Annotated in this window: 22 protein-coding genes and 1 pseudogene; 10 read left to right on the forward strand and 13 right to left on the reverse strand. The window is 70.5% G+C overall.

The annotated features are described in order from the left end of the window. Positions 1-3: 3 nt before the first annotated feature. From ACSMXV_RS11590 to ACSMXV_RS11615, 6 genes are all read right to left on the reverse strand, one after another. Entirely contained in the window at positions 4-894 is an 891-nt protein-coding gene (locus ACSMXV_RS11590) for a carbohydrate ABC transporter permease (protein WP_473178895.1), read from the reverse strand. Positions 895-911: 17 nt separating this feature from the next. Further along, entirely contained in the window at positions 912-1,868 is a 957-nt protein-coding gene (locus tag ACSMXV_RS11595; RefSeq protein ID WP_473177567.1) for a carbohydrate ABC transporter permease, read from the reverse strand. 111 nt (positions 1,869-1,979) lie between these two features. Continuing rightward, on the reverse strand, positions 1,980-3,971 hold the full coding sequence (araD, locus tag ACSMXV_RS11600; protein WP_473177568.1) for an L-arabinonate dehydratase: 1,992 nt from the start codon (positions 3,969-3,971) through the stop codon (positions 1,980-1,982). A 22-nt stretch (positions 3,972-3,993) separates the two neighbouring features. Next, complete coding sequence (locus tag ACSMXV_RS11605) at positions 3,994-4,902, reverse strand: dihydrodipicolinate synthase family protein (protein WP_473177569.1); 909 nt, start codon at positions 4,900-4,902, stop codon at positions 3,994-3,996. After that, complete coding sequence (locus ACSMXV_RS11610) at positions 4,899-5,564, reverse strand: GntR family transcriptional regulator (protein WP_473177570.1); 666 nt, start codon at positions 5,562-5,564, stop codon at positions 4,899-4,901. The genes ACSMXV_RS11605 and ACSMXV_RS11610 overlap by 4 nt, the downstream gene beginning before the upstream one ends. Positions 5,565-5,743: 179 nt before the next feature. Continuing rightward, on the reverse strand, positions 5,744-6,520 hold the full coding sequence (locus ACSMXV_RS11615) for an MBL fold metallo-hydrolase (protein WP_473177571.1): 777 nt from the start codon (positions 6,518-6,520) through the stop codon (positions 5,744-5,746). 81 nt (positions 6,521-6,601) lie between these two features. On the opposite strand from ACSMXV_RS11615, the gene ACSMXV_RS11620 reads away from it, so the two are divergent. Beyond that, complete coding sequence (locus ACSMXV_RS11620; protein WP_181862106.1) at positions 6,602-6,883, forward strand: type II toxin-antitoxin system Phd/YefM family antitoxin; 282 nt, start codon at positions 6,602-6,604, stop codon at positions 6,881-6,883. Next, the gene (locus tag ACSMXV_RS11625) at positions 6,880-7,287 is read left to right on the forward strand and encodes a type II toxin-antitoxin system VapC family toxin (RefSeq protein ID WP_473177572.1); all 408 of its coding nucleotides are present in this window, start codon (positions 6,880-6,882) and stop codon (positions 7,285-7,287) included. The genes ACSMXV_RS11620 and ACSMXV_RS11625 overlap by 4 nt, the downstream gene beginning before the upstream one ends. Here the strand turns inward: ACSMXV_RS11625 and ACSMXV_RS11630 are convergent, their stop codons facing one another. Further along, positions 7,288-7,878 (reverse strand): TIGR03086 family metal-binding protein, encoded by a 591-nt coding sequence (locus ACSMXV_RS11630; protein WP_473178896.1) that lies wholly within the window; start codon positions 7,876-7,878, stop codon positions 7,288-7,290. Positions 7,879-8,208: 330 nt separating this feature from the next. Further along, a pseudogene (locus tag ACSMXV_RS11635) lies at positions 8,209-8,496 on the reverse strand (pyridoxamine 5'-phosphate oxidase family protein); the annotation flags it as partial. Positions 8,497-8,631: 135 nt separating this feature from the next. On the opposite strand from ACSMXV_RS11635, the gene ACSMXV_RS11640 reads away from it, so the two are divergent. After that, positions 8,632-9,837 (forward strand): MFS transporter, encoded by a 1,206-nt coding sequence (locus tag ACSMXV_RS11640; RefSeq protein WP_473177573.1) that lies wholly within the window; start codon positions 8,632-8,634, stop codon positions 9,835-9,837. A gap of 132 nt (positions 9,838-9,969) precedes the next feature. Here the strand turns inward: ACSMXV_RS11640 and ACSMXV_RS11645 are convergent, their stop codons facing one another. Together ACSMXV_RS11645 and ACSMXV_RS11650 are read right to left on the reverse strand one after the other, a co-directional pair. Further along, a complete protein-coding gene (locus ACSMXV_RS11645; RefSeq protein WP_473178897.1) occupies positions 9,970-11,145 on the reverse strand; it encodes a hypothetical protein in 1,176 nt (391 codons plus the stop codon). Between the two features lie 20 nt (positions 11,146-11,165). Next, positions 11,166-12,113 carry a 5-dehydro-4-deoxyglucarate dehydratase gene (locus ACSMXV_RS11650; RefSeq protein WP_473177574.1) on the reverse strand — a complete coding sequence of 316 codons (948 nt, stop codon included), beginning with the start codon at positions 12,111-12,113 and terminating at the stop codon, positions 11,166-11,168. Positions 12,114-12,402: 289 nt separating this feature from the next. Here ACSMXV_RS11650 and ACSMXV_RS11655 point away from each other — a divergent pair, with 289 nt between their 5' ends. The 7 genes from ACSMXV_RS11655 to ACSMXV_RS11685 all read left to right on the forward strand — a co-directional run bounded on the left by ACSMXV_RS11655 (position 12,403) and on the right by ACSMXV_RS11685 (position 19,991). After that, complete coding sequence (locus tag ACSMXV_RS11655) at positions 12,403-13,212, forward strand: NAD-dependent epimerase/dehydratase family protein (protein WP_473177575.1); 810 nt, start codon at positions 12,403-12,405, stop codon at positions 13,210-13,212. Positions 13,213-13,517: 305 nt separating this feature from the next. Beyond that, positions 13,518-14,279, forward strand: a complete 762-nt coding sequence (locus ACSMXV_RS11660; RefSeq protein WP_473178898.1) for a DeoR/GlpR family DNA-binding transcription regulator — start codon at positions 13,518-13,520, stop codon at positions 14,277-14,279. 131 nt (positions 14,280-14,410) lie between these two features. Continuing rightward, entirely contained in the window at positions 14,411-15,772 is a 1,362-nt protein-coding gene (locus tag ACSMXV_RS11665) for an ABC transporter substrate-binding protein (protein ID WP_473177576.1), read from the forward strand. Next, positions 15,769-16,707 carry a carbohydrate ABC transporter permease gene (locus tag ACSMXV_RS11670; protein WP_473177577.1) on the forward strand — a complete coding sequence of 313 codons (939 nt, stop codon included), beginning with the start codon at positions 15,769-15,771 and terminating at the stop codon, positions 16,705-16,707. Before ACSMXV_RS11665 ends, ACSMXV_RS11670 begins: the two co-directional genes overlap by 4 nt. Beyond that, positions 16,704-17,588, forward strand: coding sequence for a carbohydrate ABC transporter permease (locus ACSMXV_RS11675; protein WP_473177578.1), 885 nt, complete (start codon positions 16,704-16,706; stop codon positions 17,586-17,588). Before ACSMXV_RS11670 ends, ACSMXV_RS11675 begins: the two co-directional genes overlap by 4 nt. Next, a complete protein-coding gene (locus ACSMXV_RS11680; protein ID WP_473177579.1) occupies positions 17,585-18,574 on the forward strand; it encodes a zinc-dependent alcohol dehydrogenase family protein in 990 nt (329 codons plus the stop codon). The genes ACSMXV_RS11675 and ACSMXV_RS11680 overlap by 4 nt, the downstream gene beginning before the upstream one ends. Positions 18,575-18,725: 151 nt before the next feature. Continuing rightward, a complete protein-coding gene (locus tag ACSMXV_RS11685; RefSeq protein WP_473178899.1) occupies positions 18,726-19,991 on the forward strand; it encodes a TerD family protein in 1,266 nt (421 codons plus the stop codon). Between the two features lie 172 nt (positions 19,992-20,163). On the opposite strand, the gene ACSMXV_RS11690 is transcribed toward ACSMXV_RS11685, so the two are convergent. The 3 genes from ACSMXV_RS11690 to ACSMXV_RS11700 all read right to left on the reverse strand — a co-directional run bounded on the left by ACSMXV_RS11690 (position 20,164) and on the right by ACSMXV_RS11700 (position 24,193). Then, positions 20,164-20,391, reverse strand: coding sequence for a hypothetical protein (locus ACSMXV_RS11690; protein WP_309484406.1), 228 nt, complete (start codon positions 20,389-20,391; stop codon positions 20,164-20,166). 561 nt (positions 20,392-20,952) lie between these two features. Next, entirely contained in the window at positions 20,953-22,413 is a 1,461-nt protein-coding gene (locus ACSMXV_RS11695) for an alkaline phosphatase PhoX (RefSeq protein ID WP_473177580.1), read from the reverse strand. Positions 22,414-22,762: 349 nt separating this feature from the next. After that, positions 22,763-24,193: a hypothetical protein gene (locus ACSMXV_RS11700; protein ID WP_473177581.1), complete on the reverse strand. Its 1,431-nt coding sequence runs from the start codon at positions 24,191-24,193 to the stop codon at positions 22,763-22,765. Positions 24,194-24,197 lie beyond the last annotated feature (4 nt).

Here is a 24,197-nt window from a genome sequence, read left to right on the forward strand (position 1 = left end):
GTCTCATCCCTTCACCGCCCCGGCGCTGAACCCCGTGACCAACCACTTCTGGATGAACGCGAACACGATCACGACGGGCACCGCGGCGACGACACCGCCCGCGGCCAGTGCGCCCAGGTCGATGCTGTCCGCGCTCATCAGCGTGGCCAGGCCGACCGGGATCGTCTGCTTCTCCTGGTTGCTGAGGAACATCAGGGCGAACAGGAAGTGGTTCCAGCTGTGCACGAAGGCGAAGGAGCCGACGGCGATCAGTCCGGGCCGCAGCATCGGCAGGACGATGGCGCAGAAGCCGCGGAAGCGACTGCAGCCGTCGACCCAGGCGGCCTCCTCCAGGGAGTACGGCACGTTCCTGATGAAGCCGCTGATGAGGATCATCGACAGCGGCAGCTGGAAGACGGTCTCGGCGATGATGACGCTGCCCAGCGAGTTGATCATCCGCAGATTGGCGAAGATCTGGAAGAGCGGGACCAGCATCAGCGCGCCCGGGATGAACTGCGAGCACAGCAGGGCCAGCATGAAGCCGCGCTTGATCCGGAAGTCGAAGCGGGCCAGGGCGTAGCCGCCGGCGAGTGCCACGACAGTGGTCATCAGCATGGAGGCGACGCCCACGAGGAGGCTGTTCTGGAAGAACACCCCGAAGCTGCGCTCGGTCCACACCTTCTCGAAGTGCTCGAAGGTGAGCGGCCACGGCAGCAGCGAGGTGGAGCCCGCGGGCCGGATCGCGAACAGCAGCATCCAGTAGAAGGGGACGAGCGTGAAGAGCAGGTAGATCCCGAGCGGGACGTAGATCTGCCAGCGCGGGGGCTCGTCCCAGGCGCGCTTCCGGCGCCTGGGCGCGGGGCCGCTCATGGCAGGAGGCGCGGCGGGGGCGGCGGGTGCGGTGGTTTCCACCATGTCGGCGTCCTTGGTGATCACTTGTCGTCGCCTCCGAACTTGCTCAGGCGCAGATAGACCATCGAGCAGAAGAGGAGGATCACGAAGGCGATGGAGGTCAGCGCGGAGGCGTAGCCGAAGTCGTGGGAGTCGACGGCGATGGAGGCGATGCGCAGTGGCAGCGTCGTCGTCTCGCCCGCGGGGCCGCCGCCGGTGAGCGTGTAGAGCAGGTCGACGTTGTTGAACTCCCAGACCGCGCGCAGCAGCGTGGAGAGGATGATCGCGTCCTTCAGGTGCGGCAGCGTGATGTGGAAGAACTGCCGGATGCGGCTGGCGCCGTCCACCTCGGCCGCCTCGTACAGGTCCTTCGACACGGACTGGAGGTCGGCGAGGATGAGGATCGCGAAGAACGGCACGCCACGCCAGAGTTCGGCGGTGACGACCGCCGGGAAGACGGTGCTGGTGTCGGACAGCCAGGACGTTCCGTACGAGCCGATCCCCATGTCGGCCAGGTACCGGGTGATGCCCGTCTGGGAGTTGTAGATCAGCAGCCAGATCGTCGAGGTCAGGACGCCGGAGACGGCCCAGGGCGAGAAGACCATCGCGCGGGACAGCGCCCGGCCGACGAACGTCTGGTTGACGATCAGAGCGAGCCCGAGGCCCAGGAGCAACTGCAGGGTGACCTCGACGACCACCCACTGGAGGCTGAAGCCGAGGGTCGACCAGAACTGCGGGTCCTCGGTGAAGGCGGTGACGAAGTTCTCGAAGCCCGCGAAGCCGTTCCGCCACGGCTTGGTGGGGTTGTAGTGCTGCAGGCTGTAGTAGAAGACGCTGAGCACGGGGTAGGCGATGAAGCCCAGCATCAGCAGGGCGGCCGGCGCGATCAGCAGATACGGGAGCCGGCGCGGCGTCGCGCCCGTGCGGCGCCGTCGGGGCACCCGGGCCGGGCTGGGTGCCCCGGGTGGTCGTTTCGCCACGGCTGCGGCTTGGGCCATGACTGCGCTCCGTTCTGGGGGTTCTGGGAATCGGCGGCTTCGGCGGGCAAGCGCTTTCTCGATGGTCGAGGTGCTTGCCGGACGGTTTGGGGAAGCGGGGGGGCGGCTCGGTCAGCCCGCGTAGGGATCCGGCACCTTCCCCGGTCTGGCCAGGAAGGCGAAGTCGCAGCCGGTGTCGGCCTGGGTGATCTGTTCGTTGTACAGCGCGCCGTAGCCGCGCTCGTACCGCTCGGGCGGCGGCGTCCACGCGGCCCGGCGCCGCGCCAACTCCTCGTCGGGTACGTCCAGTTGGAGGGTGCGAGCCTCGACATCGAGGCTGATCCGGTCCCCGGTCCGTACGAGGGCGAGCGGTCCGCCGATGTACGACTCGGGCGCGATGTGCAGCACGCACGTCCCGTACGACGTACCGCTCATCCGCGCGTCGGAGATCCGCACCATGTCCCGCACGCCCTGCTTCAGCAGGTGGTCGGGGATGGGCAGCATCCCGTACTCGGGCATCCCCGGGCCGCCCTTGGGGCCGGCGTTGCGCAGCACCAGCACATGGTCCGGGGTGATGCCGAGGGCCGGGTCGTTGATGGTGCGCTGCATCGTCTTGTAGTCGTCGAAGACGACGGCCGGGCCGGTGTGCTTGAGCAGGTGGGGCTCGGCGGCGATGTGCTTGATGACGGCGCCGTCGGGGCAGAGGTTGCCGCGCAGCACCGCGACTCCGCCCTCCGCCGCCACGGGGTTGTCGCGGGTGCGGATCACGTCGTCGTTGTGGACCAGGGCTCCGGCGAGCTGCTCGCGCAGGGTGTCGTGGGCGACCGTGGGCCGGTCCAGGTGGAGCAGGTCCGTGATGCGGGAGAGGAACCCGGGCAGGCCGCCCGCGAAGTGGAAGTCCTCCATGAGGTACGGGCCTCCGCCGGGGCGGATGTTGGCGAGCACCGGGACCGTACGGGCGATGCGGTCGAAGTCGTCCAGGGTGAGCCGCACCCCCGCGCGCCCGGCCATGGCGATCAGATGGATGACGGCGTTGGTGGAGCCCCCCAGGCCGAGGACGGTCGTCACGGCGTCCTCAAAGGCCTCGGGTGTGAGCAGGTCGGACAACTTCCTGTCGTTGCGGACCAGTTCGACGATCCGCAGTCCGGCGGCGGCCGCCATCCGGTCGTGCCCCGAGTCGACGGCGGGGATCGACGACGCCCCGGGCATCGTCACGCCCAGCGTCTCCGCCGCGGCGGTCAGCGTGGAGGCGGTGCCCATGGTCATGCAGTGGCCGGGCGAGCGGGCGAGGCCGCTCTCCAGTTCGCTCATCTCGCAGTCACCGATGAGCCCGGCGCGCTTGTCGTCCCAGTACTTCCACATGTCGGTGCCGGAACCGAGGACCTCGTTGCGCCAGTGGCCCGGCAGCATGGGCCCGGCGGGTACGAAGACGACCGGCAGGTCGACGCTCGCCGCGCCCATCAGAAGCGCGGGCGTCGACTTGTCGCAGCCGCCCATCAGCACCGCGCCGTCGACGGGGTAGGACCGCAGCAGCTCCTCGGTCTCCATCGCGAGCATGTTGCGGTAGAGCATGGGGGTGGGCTTCTGGAAGGTCTCGGACAGCGTGGAGACCGGGAACTCGAGGGGGAAGCCGCCTGCCTGCCACACGCCCCGCTTCACGGCCTGCGCGCGGTCGCGCAGGTGGACGTGGCAGGGGTTGATGTCGGACCAGGTGTTGAGGATCGCGATGACCGGCTTGCCGAGGTGTTCCTCGGGCAGATAGCCGAGCTGGCGGGTGCGGGCACGATGGCTGAAGCTGCGCAGGCCGTCGGTGCCGTACCACTGGTGGCTGCGGAGCTGCTCGGGGGTGCGCGTCGGGTTCGCGCCGGGGGTGGCGTGCTTGTCGGGTGCCGTGTTCTCGCGGGTCGCGGCGTTCGCACCGGCGGTCGTGTTCGCGCGTGCCGTTTCGTGCTTGCCGCGGGTCGCGGGCTCGCCGGCTGTCGTGTCCCGGCCGGGGGCCGTGTCCCCGCCGGGGGCCGTGTCCCCGCCGGGGGCCGTGTCCCGGCCGAGGGCCGTGCTCTCGCCGAGGGCCGTGCTCTCGCCGCGTGCCGTGCTCTCGCCGCGTGCCGTGTTCTCGCTGGTCACATCGACCACCTCTCGCCGGCTCTCATATCGACCACGCCGCAGCGATCGCGGCGACCTCTGCACGCTCGGCCTCGGGCAGCACCTTGCTCGGGGCGCGCACGTCGCGGCGGCACAGGCCGAGCGAGGCCAGGGCCTCCTTGACGACGGTGACGTTGTTGGCGGAGCCGTGCGCCGCGCGCAGCTCCTCGAAGCGCCGGATCTGCTCCCAGACCTTCATCGCGGCCGGGTAGTCGCCGGATCGAAGCGCTTCGATCATGTTCATGGAGACGGAAGGCGCGACGTTCACGAGCCCGGAGGTGAAGCCGGTGGCGCCCGCGGAGAAGTACGAGGGCGCGTACGGCTCGGCGAGGCCCGCGATCCACACGAAGCGGTCCAGGCCCGCGTCCCGTGCGAAGGCCGCGAACCGGGCGGCGTCCGGCACCGCGTACTTCACGCCGATGACGTTGGGGCAGGCCTCGCCGAGCTCGGCGAGACGCTCGCCGCGCAGCACCGCATTGCGGATGTAGGGCACGACTCCCAGTTCGGGGACCGCCTCGGCGATCGCCCGGTGGTAGTCGACCCAGCCGCCGTCGGAGACGTACGGATGCACGGGCTGATGGACCATCACCATCTGCGCGCCGGCCTCGCGGGCGTGGCGGGCGGCGGCGACCGCGGTCGGCACGTCGTGGCCCACGCCGACCAGGATCGCGGCCCGGTCGCCCGCCTCGTCGATCGTCAACTCGGTGATGGTGTGCCGCTCCTCGGGGGTGAGAGCGTAGAACTCCCCGGTGTTGCCGTTCGGGGTCAGGATCCGCACGCCGCCGTCAAGCAGCCGGCACAGCAAGGCGCGGTGCGCGGCGTGGTCGATCGTGCCGTCCTCGGCGAACGGCGTCACGGGGATCGCCACGACGTCGGCGAGCGCGGCCCGCTGGGGCTCGAACGTCGCTGTCATGCCTGCTCACCCTCTCCCTGCTCGTTCTCGGACTCGGGAAAGGCCCGTTGCACGAACGACGCGATGTGTGCGTGCAGGGCCTCGGCGGCACCGTCCGCGTCGCCCTCGAGGGCGAGCCGCAGGATCTCGCGGTGTTCGCCGGCCTCCCGCTCCCACGACGGGTCGGCGGCCCAGGCGACCGCGGAGACCAGGGCCGCCTGGTCGCGGACCTCGTCGAGCATGCGGCCGAGCAACGGATTGCCGCAGGGCACGTAGAGGGCGCGGTGGAACTCCCGGTTGGCGAGGGAGCGTTCGGCGGTGTCGGTGGCCTGGTCGGCGCGGGTGAGGGCGTCGCGTGCCGCGTCCAGCGCTGCGCCGCGCCGGACGGCCCGCCGCAGCGCCTCGGGTTCGAGCAGCAGTCGCACGTCGTAGACCTCGCGCGCCATGTCCGCGTCCACCATGCGCACCGTGACGCCCTTGTACTGGTTCATCACGACGAGCCCGGTGCCGGCCAGGGTCTTGAGCGCCTCGCGCACGGGCGTCTTGGACACCCCGAACTGCGCGGCGAGCTCGGTCTCGACCAGCGCCTGCCCCGGGGTCAACTGCCCGGTGAGGATGCGGTGTTTGATCCCCTCCAGCACGAACTGCGTGCGGGAGGGGATCGGAGTCGGCACGGAGGTCATGGGCGCCCTCGGATCTCACATATCGCGTCTCATATATGACGTACGAAGTACGACGCGTTGAAGGTAGGAGGGGGCCTGTGTTTCGTCAACGCTTCGGACAGAAGAAGTTTTTGACCAGGTGTGGGGCAACCGCCTGAACAGGCCTTGGCAGCCGAAACTTCTGAACCGGAGTGCTGCTGCTAGGAGTTACATGTCGTCCTGACGCTCCGGACGTCCCCTTCGCGGGCCGTCGCCGTCGGCCCGCCGTAGGCCGCGGCGGCGCGCTCGGTAGCCGACTCGGGCGTGAGCGTGGGCCCGACGTGGGTGACGAGGAGCTCACGGACACCTGCGGAACGGGCGAGCGCGCCGGCATCTTCAGGCGTGAGATGCACCTGCTGCTGTTCACGTTCGTGATGCCGGTCGATGTCGGCCTCGCAGAGCAGAAGGTCGGCGCCACGGGCGATCTCACCGAGCGCCGCGCACGGCCCGCTGTCCCCCGAGTACGCGAGCACGGCCCCGTCGCACTCGGCCCGCAGCCCGTACGCCTCGGTGTCGTGGAGGACGGCGCGACTGGTCAGCCGAAGCCCGCCGAGGCGTGTTTCGTGGCCGTCGTACAGCGCCTCGAAGGCGAAGACGCCGTCCAGGAACGCGGGGTCGGCCTTACCGAAGAACCCGGCGAGGCGACGCGCACAGGCAGCCGGCGCGTACACGGGGATGGGCACGCTGGGCGTGAGCCCGCCGTACGCGAGCCCGTACACAGCTGACAGCAGATCGGCACTGTGGTCCGCGTGCAGATGCGAGATCCATATCCCCGACAGCCGCGCCGGATCGGTGTGCCGCTGCAATTCCGCGAAGGTCCCCGGCCCGGCGTCCACCCACACCTCGGCCCCGCCGCCGCTCAGCAGATATCCGGAGCAGGGGCGCCCGGGCTGAGGGTGGGGGGAGGCGGTACCAAGGACGGTGAGGGTGAGGGGCATGCGGGGAGGCTAGGCGGTCGCACGCCTGCGCGCACGCTGTTTCCGTGGATGTACCTACCTTATGTAGGTACATTGGAGCGCATGAAGACCATCGGGCTGCGCGAACTCAACCAGAACCCGTCCAAGGCCGTGGCACTCGTCAGATCCGGCGTGCCGATACTGGTCACCGACCGGGGGAAGCCCGTGCTGCGCATGGTGCCCGAGACCGAGGCTCCGAGTGTGCTGCAGCGCATGCTCGAGTCCGGCGACGCCCACCCACCCGCGGAGCAGGGGATGCCGGATCTGGACCCGGACCTCGCGCCCGAGCTCCCTAGCCTGTCAGACCTGTTGATCGATGAACGAGACCGGGAGCGGCGGCGTTGATCTACCTCGATGCGTGTGCGCTTCTGAAGTTCATCAAGGCGGAGAAGGAGACGTCGGCACTGCGGGCATGGCGGGCGGCACTGCCCGAAGGCACCGAACTCGTCACGAGCGAACTGGCCCGGCTGGAGATCACCCGCACGCTGCACCGGGCGGGTGTCGATCATCAGCGGGTGCCGTACCACGTGGCACAGGCCGTCCGCGGCGTCTACCTCATCGACCTCACCAGCACGGTGCTGGCGCGCGCCATGGCGTACCAGACGCGACGGCTCGGCTCGCCGGACGCGATCCACCTCGCGAGCGCTGACCCGTTCCGTACAGACCTCACGGATTTCGTCACCTACGACCTGGAGCTGGCCAAGGCCGCCGAGGACCTCGGTTTCCCGGTCACCGCGCCGTCCGAGTAGTCAGGCCGGCGTCCACCCCGGCTCGCGGCCGCTCAGCCCGATGACTCGATCCAGGAGCGGGGCGTCGGCAGGGACGGAGACGACCGGGCCGAACAGACCGCCGCCGCCGGTCGGGTCCTCGGCCGCCTGGGCGAGGAGGCTGTGGGCGGCCTCCAGACTCGGGGTGTCGGGAGCGTAGTCCTGGCCCGTGGCGCGGGCCAGATCCCAGCCGTGCACCACGAGCTCGTCCATGGCGACGGCGCCTGCCACAGCGCCCGGCAGGTCGACGCTGCCCGCGCGGGTCATGCCCTCCCACGCCCGCGGGTCCCGCCAGGCGTCGGCCAGCTCGCCGAGCAGCTTCGGCAGGGCGCTTCGCCAGTCCGGTTCCACGTCGGGCATGAACGACCCGGGATCGGTGTCGGTCGTCGGGCCGAAGTCCTTACGCGCGGCATCCCGGAAGGCCACGGTCAGCCCGACGACATGCCCCAGCAGGTGGTGCACCGCGTAGTCCGGGCAGGGGGTGGCGGCACCCAGCTGCTCGTCGGCCACGTGCTCGGCCAGCCGCGCCACGAGCCTGGTCTGCGGTCCGAAGTCGACGGTCGGCTCAGTCATGGGGCTCTCCTCGCTTGTCTTGCTCGTTTCTGGGCCTCTCACCTCAGTAGACCCACGAGGGGCCCGAAACTCATCGCCGCTCCCACAGGCATTCGGCGGCGTCCAGCACGGCACTCGGCGGACCTGCGTCCGGGCGCCCGCGCGTTCGCGGCAATTGCAGTTGTTGTCCGCCACGACATCCACGTCACCGTCGCGTGACGAACTCCCGGCGGTCACTGCGCGACGCCATGTAACAACCACCGTCGCACGTGAACTTGGAGTAGTACGCGTACTCCATCCGGCCTGTGCGGAACAGTGACGTCCCATTCGTACTTCAACTGCGAAGGCAGCCGTCACCTCCGGGGGAAAGCCGTCACGGTGCAGCTGAGCCTCTCCCTCCGCCACGACCGGCGACCGGCCGTCCTCCAACGCCAGGGATACCTGCGGGTTCCTCGCGATATTGCGCACCTTGACCGAGCCGCTGTCGACACCGATCCACCAGCTGCCCTGGAGAAAGACGAACCACACAGGCGTCACATGGGGTGATCCGTCCGGACGCACGCTGCACAGCCAGACGTTCTCGTCCTTGGCCAAACGGTCCAGAACGGCGGGATCGGTCGGATGCTCGAGAAGGCCCATCCGCCCATCTCAGCCGTGCAGGCCATCGGCCTGCTTCGGTCTGCAGGTGCGGATCCCTCGTACTTTCGGCCTACTCCTGATCTAAGGCACGTTCCCGATCCCGGGCGTAGGGCCTTAGACCCACGATGACCTGCCATGACATGGACAGTGGCACGGGTCCTGAGAGACCGCGACGCAGGGCTGTATCTCGGGGGCGTAGTCGTCTCGGGGTTCGGGTCGTCGGCGATGTGGCTGGCGGCGGGAGTCTGGGTGAAAGACCTGACGGGGTCCGACAGTCTCGCCGCTCTGTGCACCTTCGCGCTGTGGGCGCCGGCCCTCGTCGGACCGCTGCTCGGCACGCTGGCGGACCGCACACGCCGGAGGCCGCTGCTGATCTGGACGAACCTGGCCTTGGCCGCCCTGCTGCTGCCGCTCCTCACCGTCGACTCGGCGGAGCGGCTGTGGCTCCTCTTCGCGGTGCTGGTGGTGTACGGGGCCGCGGGAGTGGTGCACGACGCCGCCGAGGCCGCCCTCGTGGCCGCCGCCGTGGACAGGGACCTCCTCGGCGACTTCAACGGTCTGCGGACGACCGCCAACGAGGGCGTGAAACTGGTCGCGCCGCTCGCCGGGGCGGGCCTCTTCGCGGTGTACGGAGGCCCCGCCGTCGCCGCGCTGGACGCCGTCACGTTCGCGGTGGCCGCGTGCCTTTACGCGCTGCTCCGGGTACGGGAGACCCGGCCTGCCCGGCCCACGGCGGGCTGGTGGCCGCAGACCGCTGAGGGCGCCCACTACCTGTGGCGCCACGACCGGCTGCGGCCCCTCGTCGCCGCGGCCGGCGTGACGATGCTCATGGCGGGCGTCAACGGCGCGGCGATCTTCGCGGTGGTCGACGAGGGGCTGGGCCATTCGCCCGCGTACGTGGGGCTGCTCTACGCCGTGCAGGGCACGGGCTCGGTGGCGCTGGGATTCGCCTCCGGGCCCCTGATGCGCCGCATCGGCGGGCGGCGGTTCGCGGCGGCGGGCGTCACGCTGTTCGCGGCGGCCGTGGCGCTTCGCGCTCTGCCGTACGACGCGGTGGCGCTGGCCGCGAGCGCGGCGATCGGCCTCGGCCTGCCCTGCGTGCTGATCGCGGTGCTGACGGCGGTCCAGCGGGAGACGCCGGCCGCGCTCCTCGGCCGGGCCGCAGCCACCGCCAACACCCTGGTCTTCGCACCGAACGCGGTGGCCCTGGCGGTGGGCGCGGGACTGATCGCGGTCGTGGACCACCGTGTGTTGCTGCCGGTGGCGGGTGCGGTCGGGGGCGGGTGCGCACTGTGGCTTGTGCGCACCCCGGCACGCCTGCCGACCGCGCTGGGGCGGTGAGGCGCGCCGTACGGAGCCGCCGCGAGCGGTGAGGCGCGGCGGCTCCGTACGGCGCGGGTTGTGCCCACCCTGCCCCTGCTGCCGCTGGGAGGTGCCCCAGCCCCGCGGAACGCCTGCCCACAACGGTGCACATCAGTCCAGTGCTGCCCGAACCTCCTCCAGATCCGCGTCCGACGCCAACCCCGCGTGGTACAGCCGCAGTTCCGTCGCACCCGTCTCGGCCGCCCGGGCGGCGTCGGACGCCAGGGTGGCCGGGCTGCCGCCCATGCCCGACACGATCGTGAAGTTGGCCGCGAGGACGCCGCGCTCCCCGCGGTGTTCGGCAAAGGGAGCCAGCAGGCCCGTACCGCCCGTGCAGGGCACCACCACGCCGTCGGCCACGGACAGGATGTGCGCGGGATCGACGCCCGCGTTCGCCCCGCAGTGGTACGGGACCGGGTCCGCGTGCAGCAGCACCTGGAAGTCGTCCGTACCGGACGAGGAGGCGGCCGCGCGTACCGCCGAGACCGCGGCCTCCTGGAGCGTGCGGGCCGTTTCGTCGCGCCACGCGCGCGTGGCCGCCGCCCTGTCGGCGCCGAGGAGCTTCTCGATGGCGGGCCAGCCGGCCTCCAACGGCGCGGCCCCCCGCCATACGGGTTCCAGGGCGCCCCGGACGGCCGCCGCCAACTCGTCCGGGTCCAGCCCCTGTTGCGTATAGCCGTCGCGGCAGGACGGGCAGAAGCAGAGCGACATCAGGTACTGCTCCGCGTCACCGAGCCCTACGCCCCCTGTCTTGTCGTGGGCGTGCAGATGCGCGAGCCCGTACCAGCCCAGCGACTCGAGCTCGGTGCCGCGCGCGCCGGGCCGTACCGCCGCCTCCGCCGCGAGGTCGATGAGGTACGCGCGCGTGGCGGGCTGCGCGATACAGGGCGCCCAGGGGTAGCGGTCGCCGTAGGCGTTGATGACAGACGTCTTCGGATGCTCGGCGCCCAGGCGGGAGTTGTGCGCGAGGACCACCCAGGTGTGCACGTCGAGGCCTGCTGCGGCCAGGGCCCCGGCGGCCTCTCCGAAGGCGTCACCGGGCGCCCAGTCCCCGGCGGCGTACGGCCGCAGAGTTCGCCCTTCCCATCGCTCGGGGGAAGGCGGGTACAGCACGGCGGCGTGCTCGGCGGTCACGATGCGGTGGCGGGGATGGCGCGGGGTCAACGCGCGCGTGGAGTGGTAGGCGGACGCGAGGGTCACCTGCTGGACGCCGAGGTCCGCGATGCGGGCGGCGGCGTCCGGGTCGCCGATGACGTCCCAGGGGTAGACGAACACGGAGGCCTTCAGACGGCCCTTCGAGCGGTCCATCATGCGTCGTTCTCCTGCAGCAGGGCGTAGCCGCGCTCGATCAGCTCGGCGAGGCGCTTGACGTGGTCACCGGTGGGTTCGTGCAGCGGCGGCCGCACCTCGCCCACGTCGAGGCCCCGCAGCCTGACACCCGCCTTGACCAGCGAGACGGCGTATCCGCGGCCCTGGTTGCGCAGTTCGACGAGAGGGCGGTAGAAGCCGTCGATGAGGCGGCCCGCGGTGGCGTCGTCGCCCGAGTTCAGCGCCTTGTGGAAGGCGAGCGCGATCTCGGGCGCGAAGCAGAAGACGGCGGAGGAGTAGAGCGTGACGCCGATGCCGCGGTAGGCGAGGCCGGTGAGTTCCGCGGTCGGCAGGCCGTTGAAGTAGAGGAAATCCTGGCCCGCCAGCTCCTGGCGCACCGCGCTGACGATGCGCTGCATCAGGTCGAGGTCTCCGACGCCGTCCTTGAGGCCGACGATCCGGGGGTGCCGGGCGAGCTTGACGACCGTCTCGGGCGTGAACACGGCGTTGTCGCGCTGGTAGACGATGACGTCCAGCGAGGTCGCGTCGGCGATCTTCGCGTAGTGCCGCACGAGCCCTTCACGCCCGGCGACGACGAGGTACGGGGGCATGGCGAGCAGTCCGTCGGCCCCAGCCTCCTCGGCCAGCTTCGCGTACCGCACGGCGAGCGCGGTGCCGTATCCGGCGCCCGCGACCACCGGGACGCGGCCCGCCGCCTCCTCGACGGCCGCGGCGACGCAGTCCTGGAACTCCTCGGGGGTGAGCGCGTGGAACTCGCCGGTGCCGCAGCAGGCGAAGACGGCGGCCGCACCGGCCTCGATACCGCGGCGTACGTGGGCGCGGCAGATGTCAAGGTCCACGGAGCCGTCGGGGCCGTATGCGGTGACCGGGAAGAACAGCGGCCCGCTGGGGATCTGGAGTCGAGCGGCGAGTGGGGCTGACGTCACGGGCTCTCCCTGGGGCGTCCTGAGGCATGCACACGCTGGCGTGCACGTTTCTGATTAACGTCCATATCTCTGAACCTGCTCACGCTAAGGCGGCCTCCTGGGGCCGGTCAAGTGGTCAAATCCCCCTCCATGGAGGGGGATTTACGCCATCCATGGAACGTCCCCGGACACCTCGGAAGCCTCGCCCGGCACTTGACTCGACTACTCGACGCTCCCTAGCGTGTCCAAGGATGTGAATCGTGTACATGCACAAGGCCGTTTGCGTCGGTCGTGCCCCGAGGAGACCCGCATGCCCGTCCCCCGCACCGTCCTGCTCACCGGCGCCGCTGGCGGCCTCGGCACGCTGATGCGAGGGCTGCTGCCTGCCTACGGCTATGAGCTGCGCCTCTTCGACATGGTGCCGATCGAGGGCGAGCCGGACGCGATCACCGCCGATCTCACGGACAAGGACGCGCTGCGCGAGGCGGTGCGCGGGGTCGACGCCATCATCCACCTCGCGGGCATCTCCCTGGAATCGTCCTTCGACAAGATCCTGAAGGCGAACATCGAGGGCACGTACAACCTCTACGAGGCCGCGCGCGAGGAGGGCGTCCGCAGGATCGTCTTCGCCTCCTCCAACCACGCGGTGGGCTTCACCCCTCGCCCCCAAGGTGACGACCCCCTGATCCCCATCGACACCCCGCGCCGCCCCGACACCTTCTACGGCCTGTCGAAGTCGTTCGGCGAGGACCTCGCCCAGTTCTACTGGGACAAGCACGGCCTCGAGACCGTGTCGGTGCGCATCGGCTCCTGCTTCATGGAGCCGACGAACGTCCGCATGCTGTCGTTGTGGATGTCACCGGGCGACGGTGCCCGCCTCTTCCATGCGGCGCTGACCGCGGAGAACGTCGGCCACACCGTCGTCTACGGCTCCTCCGCCAACACCCGGCTGTGGTGGGACCTGTCGACGGCCCGCGCCCTGGGCTACGAACCGCAGGACGACTCCGAGCAGTACGCCGAGAAGCTCATCGCGGAGCACGGCGAACTCGACCCGGACAACCCGGACCACGCCCACCTGGGCGGCCACTTCTGCACGAACCCGCCGATCTGGCCGCACTGACGCCGACTGACACCGGAGCGAAACCGCCGACGAACACCGGCGAAACCGCGGGCGGGCACCAAACGGGCCCGCCCGGCATCTTGTTCGGGCACGTGAAGCGCCCGAAACCACTCGCACCAACGCTCCCTGCCTGGTCCGCCGCGGGCACGCCCCCTGTCGAACGGGCATAAACGGGCGATATCGACTCTGCAACGAGCCTGGTCACCGCCTTTCCCCCGCTGTAGAACTTCCCCACAGAGCCCGAACGGGTTCCCCGGAGCCCGAACGGGCATGCATGCGGGAAGCGGCAAGGAGGTGTGGTGACCATGACAGCGGAGGAGCGCCAGCGCGCAATAGTCCGTGCGGCACGCCTGGCGGGCTCGGTCGACGTCGCCGCACTCGCCGCCGATCTGGGCGTGGCCAGGGAGACGGTCCGCCGCGATCTGCGCGTGCTGGAGGACCACGGTCTGGTGCGCCGCACCCACGGTGGCGCCTATCCCGTGGAGAGCGCCGGATTCGAGACGACCCTCGCATTCCGCACCACCATGCACGTACCCGAGAAGCGCCGGATCGCCGCCGCCGCGGCCGAGCTGCTCGGGGACGCCGAGACGATCTTCATCGACGAGGGGTTCACGCCGCAGCTGATCGCCGAGGCTCTGCCCCGGGACCGGCCGCTGACCGTGGTCACCGCGTCATTGGCGACCGCGGGCGCGCTCGCGGAGGCCGAGAACACCACCGTGCTGCTGCTCGGCGGCCGGGTGCGCGCCGGGACGCTCGCGACCGTCGACCATTGGACGACCCGGATGCTCGCCGGGTTCGTGATCGACCTGGCGTTCATCGGAGCCAACGGCATCACCCGCGAACATGGTCTGACCACGCCCGATCCCGCGGTCAGTGAGGTGAAGGCACAGGCCATACGCGCCTCGCGGCGCACGGTCTTCACCGGGGTCCACACCAAGTTCGGGGCCGTGAGCTTCTGCCGCTTCGCCTCGGTCGGCGATCTCGAGGCGATCGTCACGTCCACCCGACTGCCCGTATCCGAGGCCCATCGCTACTCCCTGCAAGGGCCGCAGGTCATCCGAGTCTGACTCACCCCCGTCTGCGTACCGGACCCGCGCCGGACGTGGTTCACCACACCCACTCACACCCGTTATATCGCCATAAATCAAGCCGTCCACGTGCACAATTCTGCAGCCGACATGCAAACCCAGGAGCCGACATGCGCAACCAGAACCGACCAAGCCCACGTTCCCTGATCGTCGCAGCCGCAGCGGGCGCGCTGCTGCTCTCCGGCTGTGCGGGTGCCGGAGCCGGCGGAGGCGGCTCCGAGGGCGGCGACTCCATCGACGTGCTGATGGTCAACAACCCGCAGATGGTGGAGCTGCAGAAGCTCACCGCCGCGAACTTCACCAAGAAGACCGGCATCAAGGTCAACTTCACCGTGCTCCCGGAGAACGACGTCCGCGACAAGATCAGCCAGGACTTCGCCAACCAGGCGGGCCAGTACGACGTCGCCACGCTCAGCAACTACGAGATACCGATCTACGCCAAGAACGGCTGGCTGCACGATCTCGACGCGTATGTCGCGAAGGACAAGGCCTTCGACCAGGACGACGTCCTGCCGCCCATGCGCCAGTCCCTGACGGGCGCGGACGGCAAGCTGTACGGCGAACCCTTCTACGGCGAGTCCTCCTTCCTGATGTACCGCAAGGACATCTTCGAGAAGCACGGCCTGACCATGCCCGAGAAGCCGACCTGGCAGCAGGTGGCGGACCTCGCGGCCAAGGTGGACGCCGAGGAGAAGGACATGAAGGGCATCTGCCTGCGTGGACTGCCCGGCTGGGGCGAGGCGCTGGCGCCGCTGACCACCGTGGTCAACACCATGGGCGGCACCTGGTTCGACAAGGACTGGACGGCGCGCCTGGACTCCCCCGAGTTCAAGAAGGCGACGAAGTTCTATGTCGATCTGGTACGCAAGCACGGGGAGGCCGGTGCGGCGCAGTCCGGGTACGCGGAGTGCCTGAACAACGTCACCCAGTCCAAGACCGCCATGTGGTACGACTCCACGGCCGCGACTGGTTCCCTGGAGGCCTCCGGCTCCCCGGTCAAGGGCAAGATGGGCTACGTACCCGCTCCGGTCGACAAGACGGCGAGCTCCGGCTGGCTCTACACCTGGGCGTGGGGCGTGCAGAAGGCGTCCAAGTCCCCGGACGCCGCCTGGAAGTTCGTGTCCTGGGCGTCGAGCAAGGAGTACGAGGCGCTGGTCGGCAAGGAGCTCGGCTGGGCCAATGTGCCCGCGGGCAAGCGCGCCTCGACGTATGAGCGGCCCGAGTACCGCAAGGAGGCTGCGGCCTTCGCGGACGTGACACGCACGGCCATCGAGTCCGCACGGCCGAACGACCCCGGGGTGCAGCCCCGGCCGGCGCCCGGCATCCAGTTCGTCGGTATCCCCGAGTTCACCGACCTGGGCACCAAGGTCTCGCAGGAGATCAGCGCGGCCATCGCGGGCCGCCAGTCCGTCGACGCGGCTCTCGCGAAGTCGCAGAAGCTCGCCGAGAAGGTCGCGGAGCAGTACAAGTGACGACGACCACCGCTCCTCGTGTGACGGCCGCACGCCGTGCCCCGACGGTCAAGCCGCCGGGCCGGCTGCGGGCCTGGGCCACCCGGGCCCCGCTCCTGCCCGCCCTGGTCTTCATGATCGTGGTCACCCAGCTCCCCTTCGTGGCCACCCTGGTGATCTCCCTCTTCGACTGGAACGCGCTGTATCCGGACGCCCGCCGGTTCGCCGGACTCGCCAACTACGGCGAGGTGCTCACGGAGCCGGAGCTGCGGAACTCGGTGCTGACGACCATCCTGCTGACCGTCACGGTCGTCCTCATGAGCCTCGTGCTCGGGCTGGGCCTCGCCCTGCTCCTGGACCGGAGGTTCCGCGGCCGCGGCCTCGTCCGCACGCTGCTGATCGCGCCGTTCCTGCTGGTGCCCGTGGCGGCCGCGCTGCTGTGGAAGCACGTGCTCTACAACCCCGAGTACGGACTCCTCAACGGCCTGCTGCACCTGGTGGGCGGCCCGCAGCCGGACTGGATCTCCAGCACTCCGCTGCTGGCGATCGAGGCGTCGCTCGTCTGGCAGTGGACGCCGTTCATGATGCTGATCCTGCTGGCCGGACTGCAGAGCCGCTCGCACGACGTCCTGGAGGCCGCCCGTATGGACGGCGCCTCGAACTGGCAGATCTTCCGCTATATGACGCTGCCCCATCTGCGCCGCTATCTCGAACTGGGCGCGCTGCTCGGCTCGATCTACATCGTCCAGAACTTCGACGCGGTGTTCACGATCACCCAGGGCGGCCTCGGCACCGCGAACCTCCCCTACACCGTCTACCAGACCTTCTACGCGGCGCACGAGAACGGCCTGGCCTCCGCCGCCGGCGTCCTCGTCGTCATCGGCTCCATCGTCATCGCGACCTTCGCCCTGCGGGTCGTCTCGTCCCTCTTCCGCGAGGAGGTGTCCCGCGTATGAGCACACTCACCGTCGTACGCAAGGGCGGCGTACGCAGCAGCGGCGTCCGCGACAACGGCATACGCAGCCGTGGGGCGGCCCTCGGCCTCCTCGCCTGGCTGAGCGGCATCGTGTTCTTCCTGCCCATCGCGTGGATGGCGCTGACCTCCTTGCACTCCGAGGAGGACGCCGCCACCAACCCGCCGTCCTTCGCCGCCGCGCTCACCCTGGACGGCTACCGCGACTTCTTCGGCGCGGGCGGCGGCGCGAGCCCCTGGCCCGCGCTGATCAACTCAGCGACGGCGTCCGTGGTCTCGACCCTTTTCGTGCTGCTGCTGGCGCTCCCGGCGGCGTACGCGCTGTCGATCCGCCCGGTGAAGAAGTGGACCGACGTCCTGTTCTTCTTCCTGTCGACGAAGATGCTGCCGGCCGTGGCGGGCCTGCTGCCGATCTACCTCTTCGCCAAGAACACCGGCCTGCTCGACAACATCTGGCTGCTGATCATCCTCTACACGTCGATGAACCTGCCGATCGCGGTGTGGATGATGCAGTCGTTCCTCGCCGAGGTACCGGTCGCGATCATCGAGGCCGCGCAGATCGACGGCGCCCGGCTGCCGACCGTCCTCGCGCGCGTGGTGGCGCCCGTCGCCGCGCCCGGCATCGCCGCGACCGCCCTGATCTGCTTCATCTTCAGCTGGAACGAGCTGCTCTTCGCGCGGGTGCTGACCGGCACCGTCGCCCAGACAGCGCCCGTGTTCCTCACCGGCTTCATCACCAGCCAGGGCCTGTTCCTGGCGAAGGTGTGCGCCGCGTCGCTCGTCATCTCCCTGCCGGTGCTCGCCGCGGGGTTCGCCGCCCAGGACAAACTGGTCCAGGGCCTCTCACTGGGAGCCGTCAAATGAAGGCCGCCGTCATCGAGTCCGTCGGCAAGGCAGTCGTCGCCGAGGTGCCGGACCCGACGCCCGGGCCGCGCGAGGTCGTCGTCGAGGTCGCCGCCTGCGGGCTGTGCGGCACCGATCTGCACATCCTGCAGGGCGAGTTCGCACCCACCCTGCCGGTCATACCGGGCCACGAGTTCGCGGGCGAAGTGGTCGGCCTGGGCAGCGCGGTCACCGAACTGGCCGTCGGCGACCGGGTGGCCGTCGATCCGTCGCTGTACTGCTTCGAGTGCCGCCAGTGCCGTAACGGGCACAACAACATGTGCGAACGGTGGGCCGCGATCGGCGTCACCACGGCGGGCGGCGCGGCGCAGTACGCGGTGGCCCCGGCCGCCAACTGCGTCAAGCTCCCCGACCACATACGCACCCAGGACGCGGCCCTCGTCGAACCGCTGTCCTGCGCGGTACGCGGCTACGACGTGCTGCAGTCCCGGCTCGGCGCCCATGTTCTGATCTACGGCTCCGGAACCATGGGCCTGATGATGCTGGAGCTCGCCAAGCGGACGGGTGCGGCGAGCGTCGACGTGGTCGACATCAACGCGGACCGACTGACGACAGCACGGCGCCTCGGCGTCTCCGGTTCCGCCGCGAACGCCGACGAGCTCGACCGCCCCCAGGGCTGGGACGTCGTCGTCGACGCGACCGGGAACGCGGCGGCGATCCAGGACGGTCTGGGGCGGGTGGCGAAGGCGGGCACGTTCCTTCAGTTCGGGGTCGCGGACTACGCGACGCGCGTCACGATCGACCCGTACCGGATCTACAACCAGGAGATCACGATCACCGGTTCGATGGCGGTACTCCACAGCTTCGAACGGGCGGCGGAGCTCTTCGCCGGCGGCGTGCTGGATCCGGAGGTGTTCATCAGCGATCGGGTGCCGCTGGCGGAGTATCCGCGGGCACTGGAGCAGTTCGCTTCGGGGGTGGGGCGCAAGATCGTGGTGGTGCCGTGAGCGTTGATCGGCGGCTGCGCCGCCTCGTCCTCAATCGCCGGACGGGCTGAATTTCAGCCCGTCTGGGGGGAGTGGGGAAAAGAACGCCCCAAGAACACCCCAGGTAAGGGAACGGCAAAACGCACCCGTTCGTTACCCAGGCATGACAGCTATGACCCCCGGCTCGAACATCCCTCTCACCGCCCCCCGCGTGGCGGTCGACGTCGCCGCCCCGGTGCGGCTCGACGTATCGGGCCTGCTGCTCACCGCCGACGGCAAGGTGCGCTCCGACGACGATTTCATCTTCTACAACCAGCCGGCAGGACCGGGTGTCACCTACCGGTCCGGCGGCGGCACCGCACCCGACGCGATCACGGTGGACACGGCCGCCGTGCCCCCCGGCATCGAGAAGATCGTCGTGACGGCGAGCCCGGACGCGGCCGGGCAGACGTTCCAGGGCATCGAGCCCACGGCCACCATCCGCAACGCGGACGACGGCTCGGTCATCGCCACCTTCACCCCGCCGCAGCTCGGCGCCGAGACGGCGCTGGTGGTCGTCGAGATCTATCTGCGGAACGGCGCGTGGAAGGCCCGCGCGGTGGGCCAGGGGTATGCGAACGGCCTGGCCGGTATCGCGACGGACTTCGGGGTGTCGGTCGAGGAGGAGCCCGCCCAGGCCCCGGCCCAGGCGGCCCCGGTCCAGGCGGCCCCGGTCCAGGCGCCGCCCGCGCCGCCGGCACCGGCCGTGCAGCCGCCTGTGACGCCGCCCGCGCCCCCCGTGGACCCGCGCATCGCGGCCCCGCCGGCGCCCGCCGCTTCCCCGGCCGCCGCCGCGCCCGCCGCCCCCGCGCCCGGCACGGGGAAGATCAACCTCGACAAGGGCCGCGTCAGCCTGCAGAAGAACCAGACGGTGTCCCTGGTCAAGGGCGGCCGCCCGCTGCTGTCGCAGGTGAAGATGGGCCTCGGCTGGGAGCCCGCCTACCGCGGCAAGGACATCGACCTGGACGCCTCGGTCATCGCGTACGGCCCGCAGCGCAACCACGTCGACAGCTGCTACTTCGGCAAGCTGTCGATCGTGAACGGCGCGATCAAGCACTCCGGTGACAACCTCACCGGCGAGGGCGGCGGGGACGACGAGGTGATCGTGGTCGACCTGGGCCGGCTGCCCCAGGAGGTGACGGGCCTTGTCTTCACGGTCAACTCGTTCTCCGGCCAGAAGTTCACCGAGGTCGCCAAGGCGTACTGCCGCCTGCTGGACGCGGCGACCGGCGAGGAGCTCGTCCGCTTCGACCTGACGAGCGCCGAGCCGCAGACGGGCGTGATGATGGCCAAGCTGATCCGCCAGTTCTCCGGCGAGTGGGAGATGACGGCGATGGGCGACTTCGTGAAGTCCCGCACGGTCCGCGGCATGGTGAAGCCGGCGGCGCAGGCGCTGTAGTTCTGTGGGTCACCGGCGGCGAGTTCCGTGGATCACCGGCGGCGGGGCGGCGGGGTGCCGACGACACGGGGCACAGGCGAGCGGACAGCGAGGCCGAACGGGTCGCTCGCTTCGGCCCCGCCTGTGCCCCGTGCGCAGTTCGCCGGGGGCCTGGGCCCCTCGTAGCTGCCTGTCAGAGCTTGACGAGCTTGGGAAAGGGACTCAGAAACCTCCCCTGTCGGCCCGCGAAATCGACGAGTACGGCGTGATCGCCCTCGATTCCGCTGACCCTTCCGAGCCCGTACTGATCATGTGAGACCCGGTCACCCACAGCGAACTGCTCGATGGGCTGGGCCGGCGGTGGCGGAACATTGAAGGGGCTTGAGGGAAGGTGGCGTCGAGTACCTGGTGGCTTTGTCATTAAACGCAGTATGCGCCCCGCGGGCTGCAGGACGCCAGGTCTGTCGTGGCCGGGGTAGCGTGTGAGCCGGCCGGGCGGGAAGCCCGGACACCTAGCCCAGCCCTGCCCACCCTGCTCAGCCCCTGCGGACGCACCCGCGCCTCGATAGGCCGAACAGGTGACGCATCGCCCAGCGTGGGCCCCGCGTCGGCGCGGTCGAACTTCGAGCGGTCGGACCCCGCTGGGTGCGGTGCTGGCGTACGCGGCGTCCGGGGCGAGGCCCGTTCGGCGGTGGCGGCGCGGCCGCCCTGCTCTACCGTGTCGTACACGACGAGCCTGCCCTTCCGACTGGACGCTGGACGGCACGATTGCCGGCCTCGCGGCCGATGCGAGCGGCTGGTACGCCGGCATCGGCCATGCGAGACTTCGCGCCCAGAGTTGTTGCCAGCGGGTCGGTCGTCGCGGTCAACGGGGGTCGCCGTCGGATGACCTGTGCCCGGTGACCGGCCCGGCCCGCCCTCAGGGACGCGCCGGGGCGTTCCCCGGGCACAGGCGCCGCATCACGGCGAGTCGTTCAGCCGGTCAGCCGCGCTGCTGCCGCTTCCAGGGACCGGTGATCGCCAGCAGGATCCCCGGCGTCTGGATGTTCGCGTACAGCGTCTTGCCGTCGGGCGAGAACGTGACCCCGGCGAACTCGCTGTACTGCGGCTCCTCCTCGGTGCCGACGTTCAGGTCGTTGCGCGCGATGGGGTAGGTACGGCCGCTGTCGGTCGCGCCGAAGAGGTGCGAGATTCCCTCGCCGTCCTCGGCGAGGATGATGCCGCCGTAGGGGGAGACGGTGATGTTGTCGGGGCCGTCGAACGCGCCGTCCTTGGACGGGTCCGGGTTCACGCCGATCAGGACCTTCAGCGTCAGCGTGCGGCGCTTGGGGTCGTAGAACCAGACCTGCCCGTCGTGCTGAACGGGGCTCTCCTCGCGGGCGTACGAGGAGACGATGTACGCGCCGCCGTCGCCCCACCACATGCCCTCGAGCTTGCGGGCGCGGGTGATCTCACCGTCGGCGAACTGCTCGCGCACGGCCACGGTCTTGGCGTCGCGGTCCGGTACGTCCACCCAGTCCACGCCGTACACCGTGCCGATCTTCGTGGCGCGGGAGAGGTCGTCGACGAAGCGGCCGCCGGAGTCGTAGCACTTGGGGGCCTGCAGCACGCCGGCGTCGTCGGCGAGGGTGCGCAGCTTGCCGCGGCCGTACTCGAAGCCCTGCGGCGGGGCCCAGCGGTAGAAGAGGCCGTTGGGGTCGGCGTCGTCCTCGGTGAGGTAGGCGTGGCCGCGCTTGGGGTCGATGACGACGGCCTCGTGGTCGTAACGGCCGAAGAACTTCAGGGGCTTCGGGTCGCGGTTGGCACGGCCGTCGCGCGGGTCGACCTCGAAGACGTAGCCGTGGTCCTTGGTCATGCCGTTCTCGCCGGCCCGGTCGGAGTTCTCCTCGCAGGTCAGCCAGGTACCCCACGGGGTGCTGCCGCCCGCGCAGTTGGTGGAGGTGCCGGCGATGCCGACCCACTCCGCGACCTCGCCGCCGGGGCGCACCTCCACGACGGTGCAGCCGCCGGACGCGGCCGGGTCGTAGACGAGGCCCTCGGTGAGCGGAACCGGGTACTTCCACTTGGAGCGCGGGCCCTTGAGCTCGTGGTTGTTGACGAGCAGGGTCGTGCCGCGCGGGCCGGCGAAGGTACCGGTGCCGTCGTGGTTGGACGGGGTGAACTCGCCGGACTCCAGCTTCGTCTTGCCGCTGTAGGTGATGATCCGGTACGAGAAGCCGGCAGGGAGGGCGAGGATGCCCTTGGGGTCCTCGACGAGGGGGCCGTAACCGACGCCGCCGAGGGCGTCGGCGGTGTCCTCGAGGTCCGCGCCCTCCGCGGTCTCGGCGTCCTGGGTGGCGAGGGCGCCGGGGGTGGTGGCGAAGACTCCGACGCCGCCGACGAGCGCGACACCGGCACCGGTGATCGCGGACCGTCTGGCGAAGTCCCTGCGGGTGAGCGACATGGTTTCTCCTGAAGCCTGAAGGCGCGGGCAGCTGAGGGGGCGGCGCGGCGGGACCGTCTGCGGGGTCACCGTGCCGCCCGCGCATAAACGCCAGTTGAACGGCGCCCGACTTCTCCGGCCTCTGGAGACGTCGGTCCGTGGGCGGCGCGGGACGCCGGCCTCCGAGCCTCGGCAGCGTTCTCTCCCTCAGCCCGCCCCTTCGCGCAACCAGTAGCGCTGCCCCTGGACCCCGCTGGGGGCTCCGCCCCAGACCCCCGAATCGCCCTTCGGGCTCGTCCTCGAACTCGCCCAGCCAACGCTGGGGGTGCCCCCAGGATGTGCCCCCAGACGGGCTGAAATCAACCCGCCGTCAGCCCCCGTGCGCCGACCGCGCCTTGAACGCCGCCTTGCGGGCCTCCTTCGCCACCTTCTTGTCGGGGTGCAGCCGGCCCATCGCCTCGAGGACGTCGGCCGTGGCGGGGTGCTCGACGCGCCATGCCGTGTCGAAGAAGCCGCTGTGCTGCTGGGCCAGGCCCTCCACCAGGGCCTGGAGCTCCGTCGAGTTGCCCTCGGCGGCGAGCTGCGCGGCAAGCGTGTCGACCGTGAGCCAGAAGATCATGGACTCGGGCGGCGGCGGCACGTCGGCCGCTCCGTGCTCGGTGAGCCAGACCCGCGCCAGTCCGCCGAGCTCCGGGTCGTCGAGTACGGCACGCAGCGCCGGCTCGGCCGCACTGCCGACCAGCGACAGCGCCTGCTGGCAGCGCAGCCGCCGCAGCGGCGCTCCTTCGTCGGTGCCCCGCGCGGCGGCCAGCAGCTCCTCGGCAGCGGCGAACGGTTCACGCCGCGCGAGCCACTGTTCGATCTCGGCCTGCGCCGCGGCCTGAGGAAATCCGGCGGTGCCGTCGAGCAGGCCGTCGGCGCCCTTGTCCGCGAGGTCGCCGACGGCGGGCGCCTCGAGACCCGCCTCCTGCAGGCGCGAGCGCATGCCGTAGAGGCCGAGCGGGGTGAGCCGGACCAGTCCGTACCGCGCGACGTCGATCTCGTCGGCGGAAGCGCCCGGCCCGTCGGCGTCGGCCAGCAGCGTCTCGTCGACCGGCTGGAACTCGACGAGCCCGACGGGTTCCAGCATCCGGAACTGGTCGTCGAGCCGCATCATGGCGTCCGAGACCTGCTCGAGGACGTCGTTGGTGGGCTCGCCCATGTCGTCGGGCACGATCATCGACGCGGCGAGCGCGGGCAGCGGCACGGGCTCTTCGACGGGTCCCTCCTCACTGACGGTCAGCAGGTAGAGGTTGCCGAGCACGCCGTCGAGGAATTCGGCCTCCGCTTCGGGGTCCCAGTCCAGCCCCTCGAAGTCGATCTGTCCGTCGTCCTCGACGGCGTCGACGAGATCGTCGAGGTCGGGCACGGCCGCGTCGGCCAGCACGGTCTCCAGCGCGTCGAGCCAGAGGCCCAGGATGTCCCGGGGGCCGCCGGAGGTGATGAGGCCGAGGTTGTCACCGCGGGTGACGGTGCCGGCCTCCTCGTCCGTGATCTCGACGAGGCCGGTGTCGACGGCGACGCGCCACGCCTCGCTCGCATACGCCGTGCCGTCCTCGTCGTCCGCGAGGCCCAGCTCCACCGCGGCGGCCGGGAGCTGCTCGTCCACGAGTTCCCCGCCCGCCCCGACACGGGTGTCCGGCCCCGCCCAGCGGGCGAGCCGCACGGCGCGGGAGAGCAGCGGTGCGGCGAGGGCGTCCCTCGCCAGCTCCGCCTCGGAGTGCAGCCGCACCGGCGGCAGCGTGGAGGGGCTTACGGACATCGGT

Source organism: Streptomyces sp. DSM 42067, from assembly GCF_055792885.1.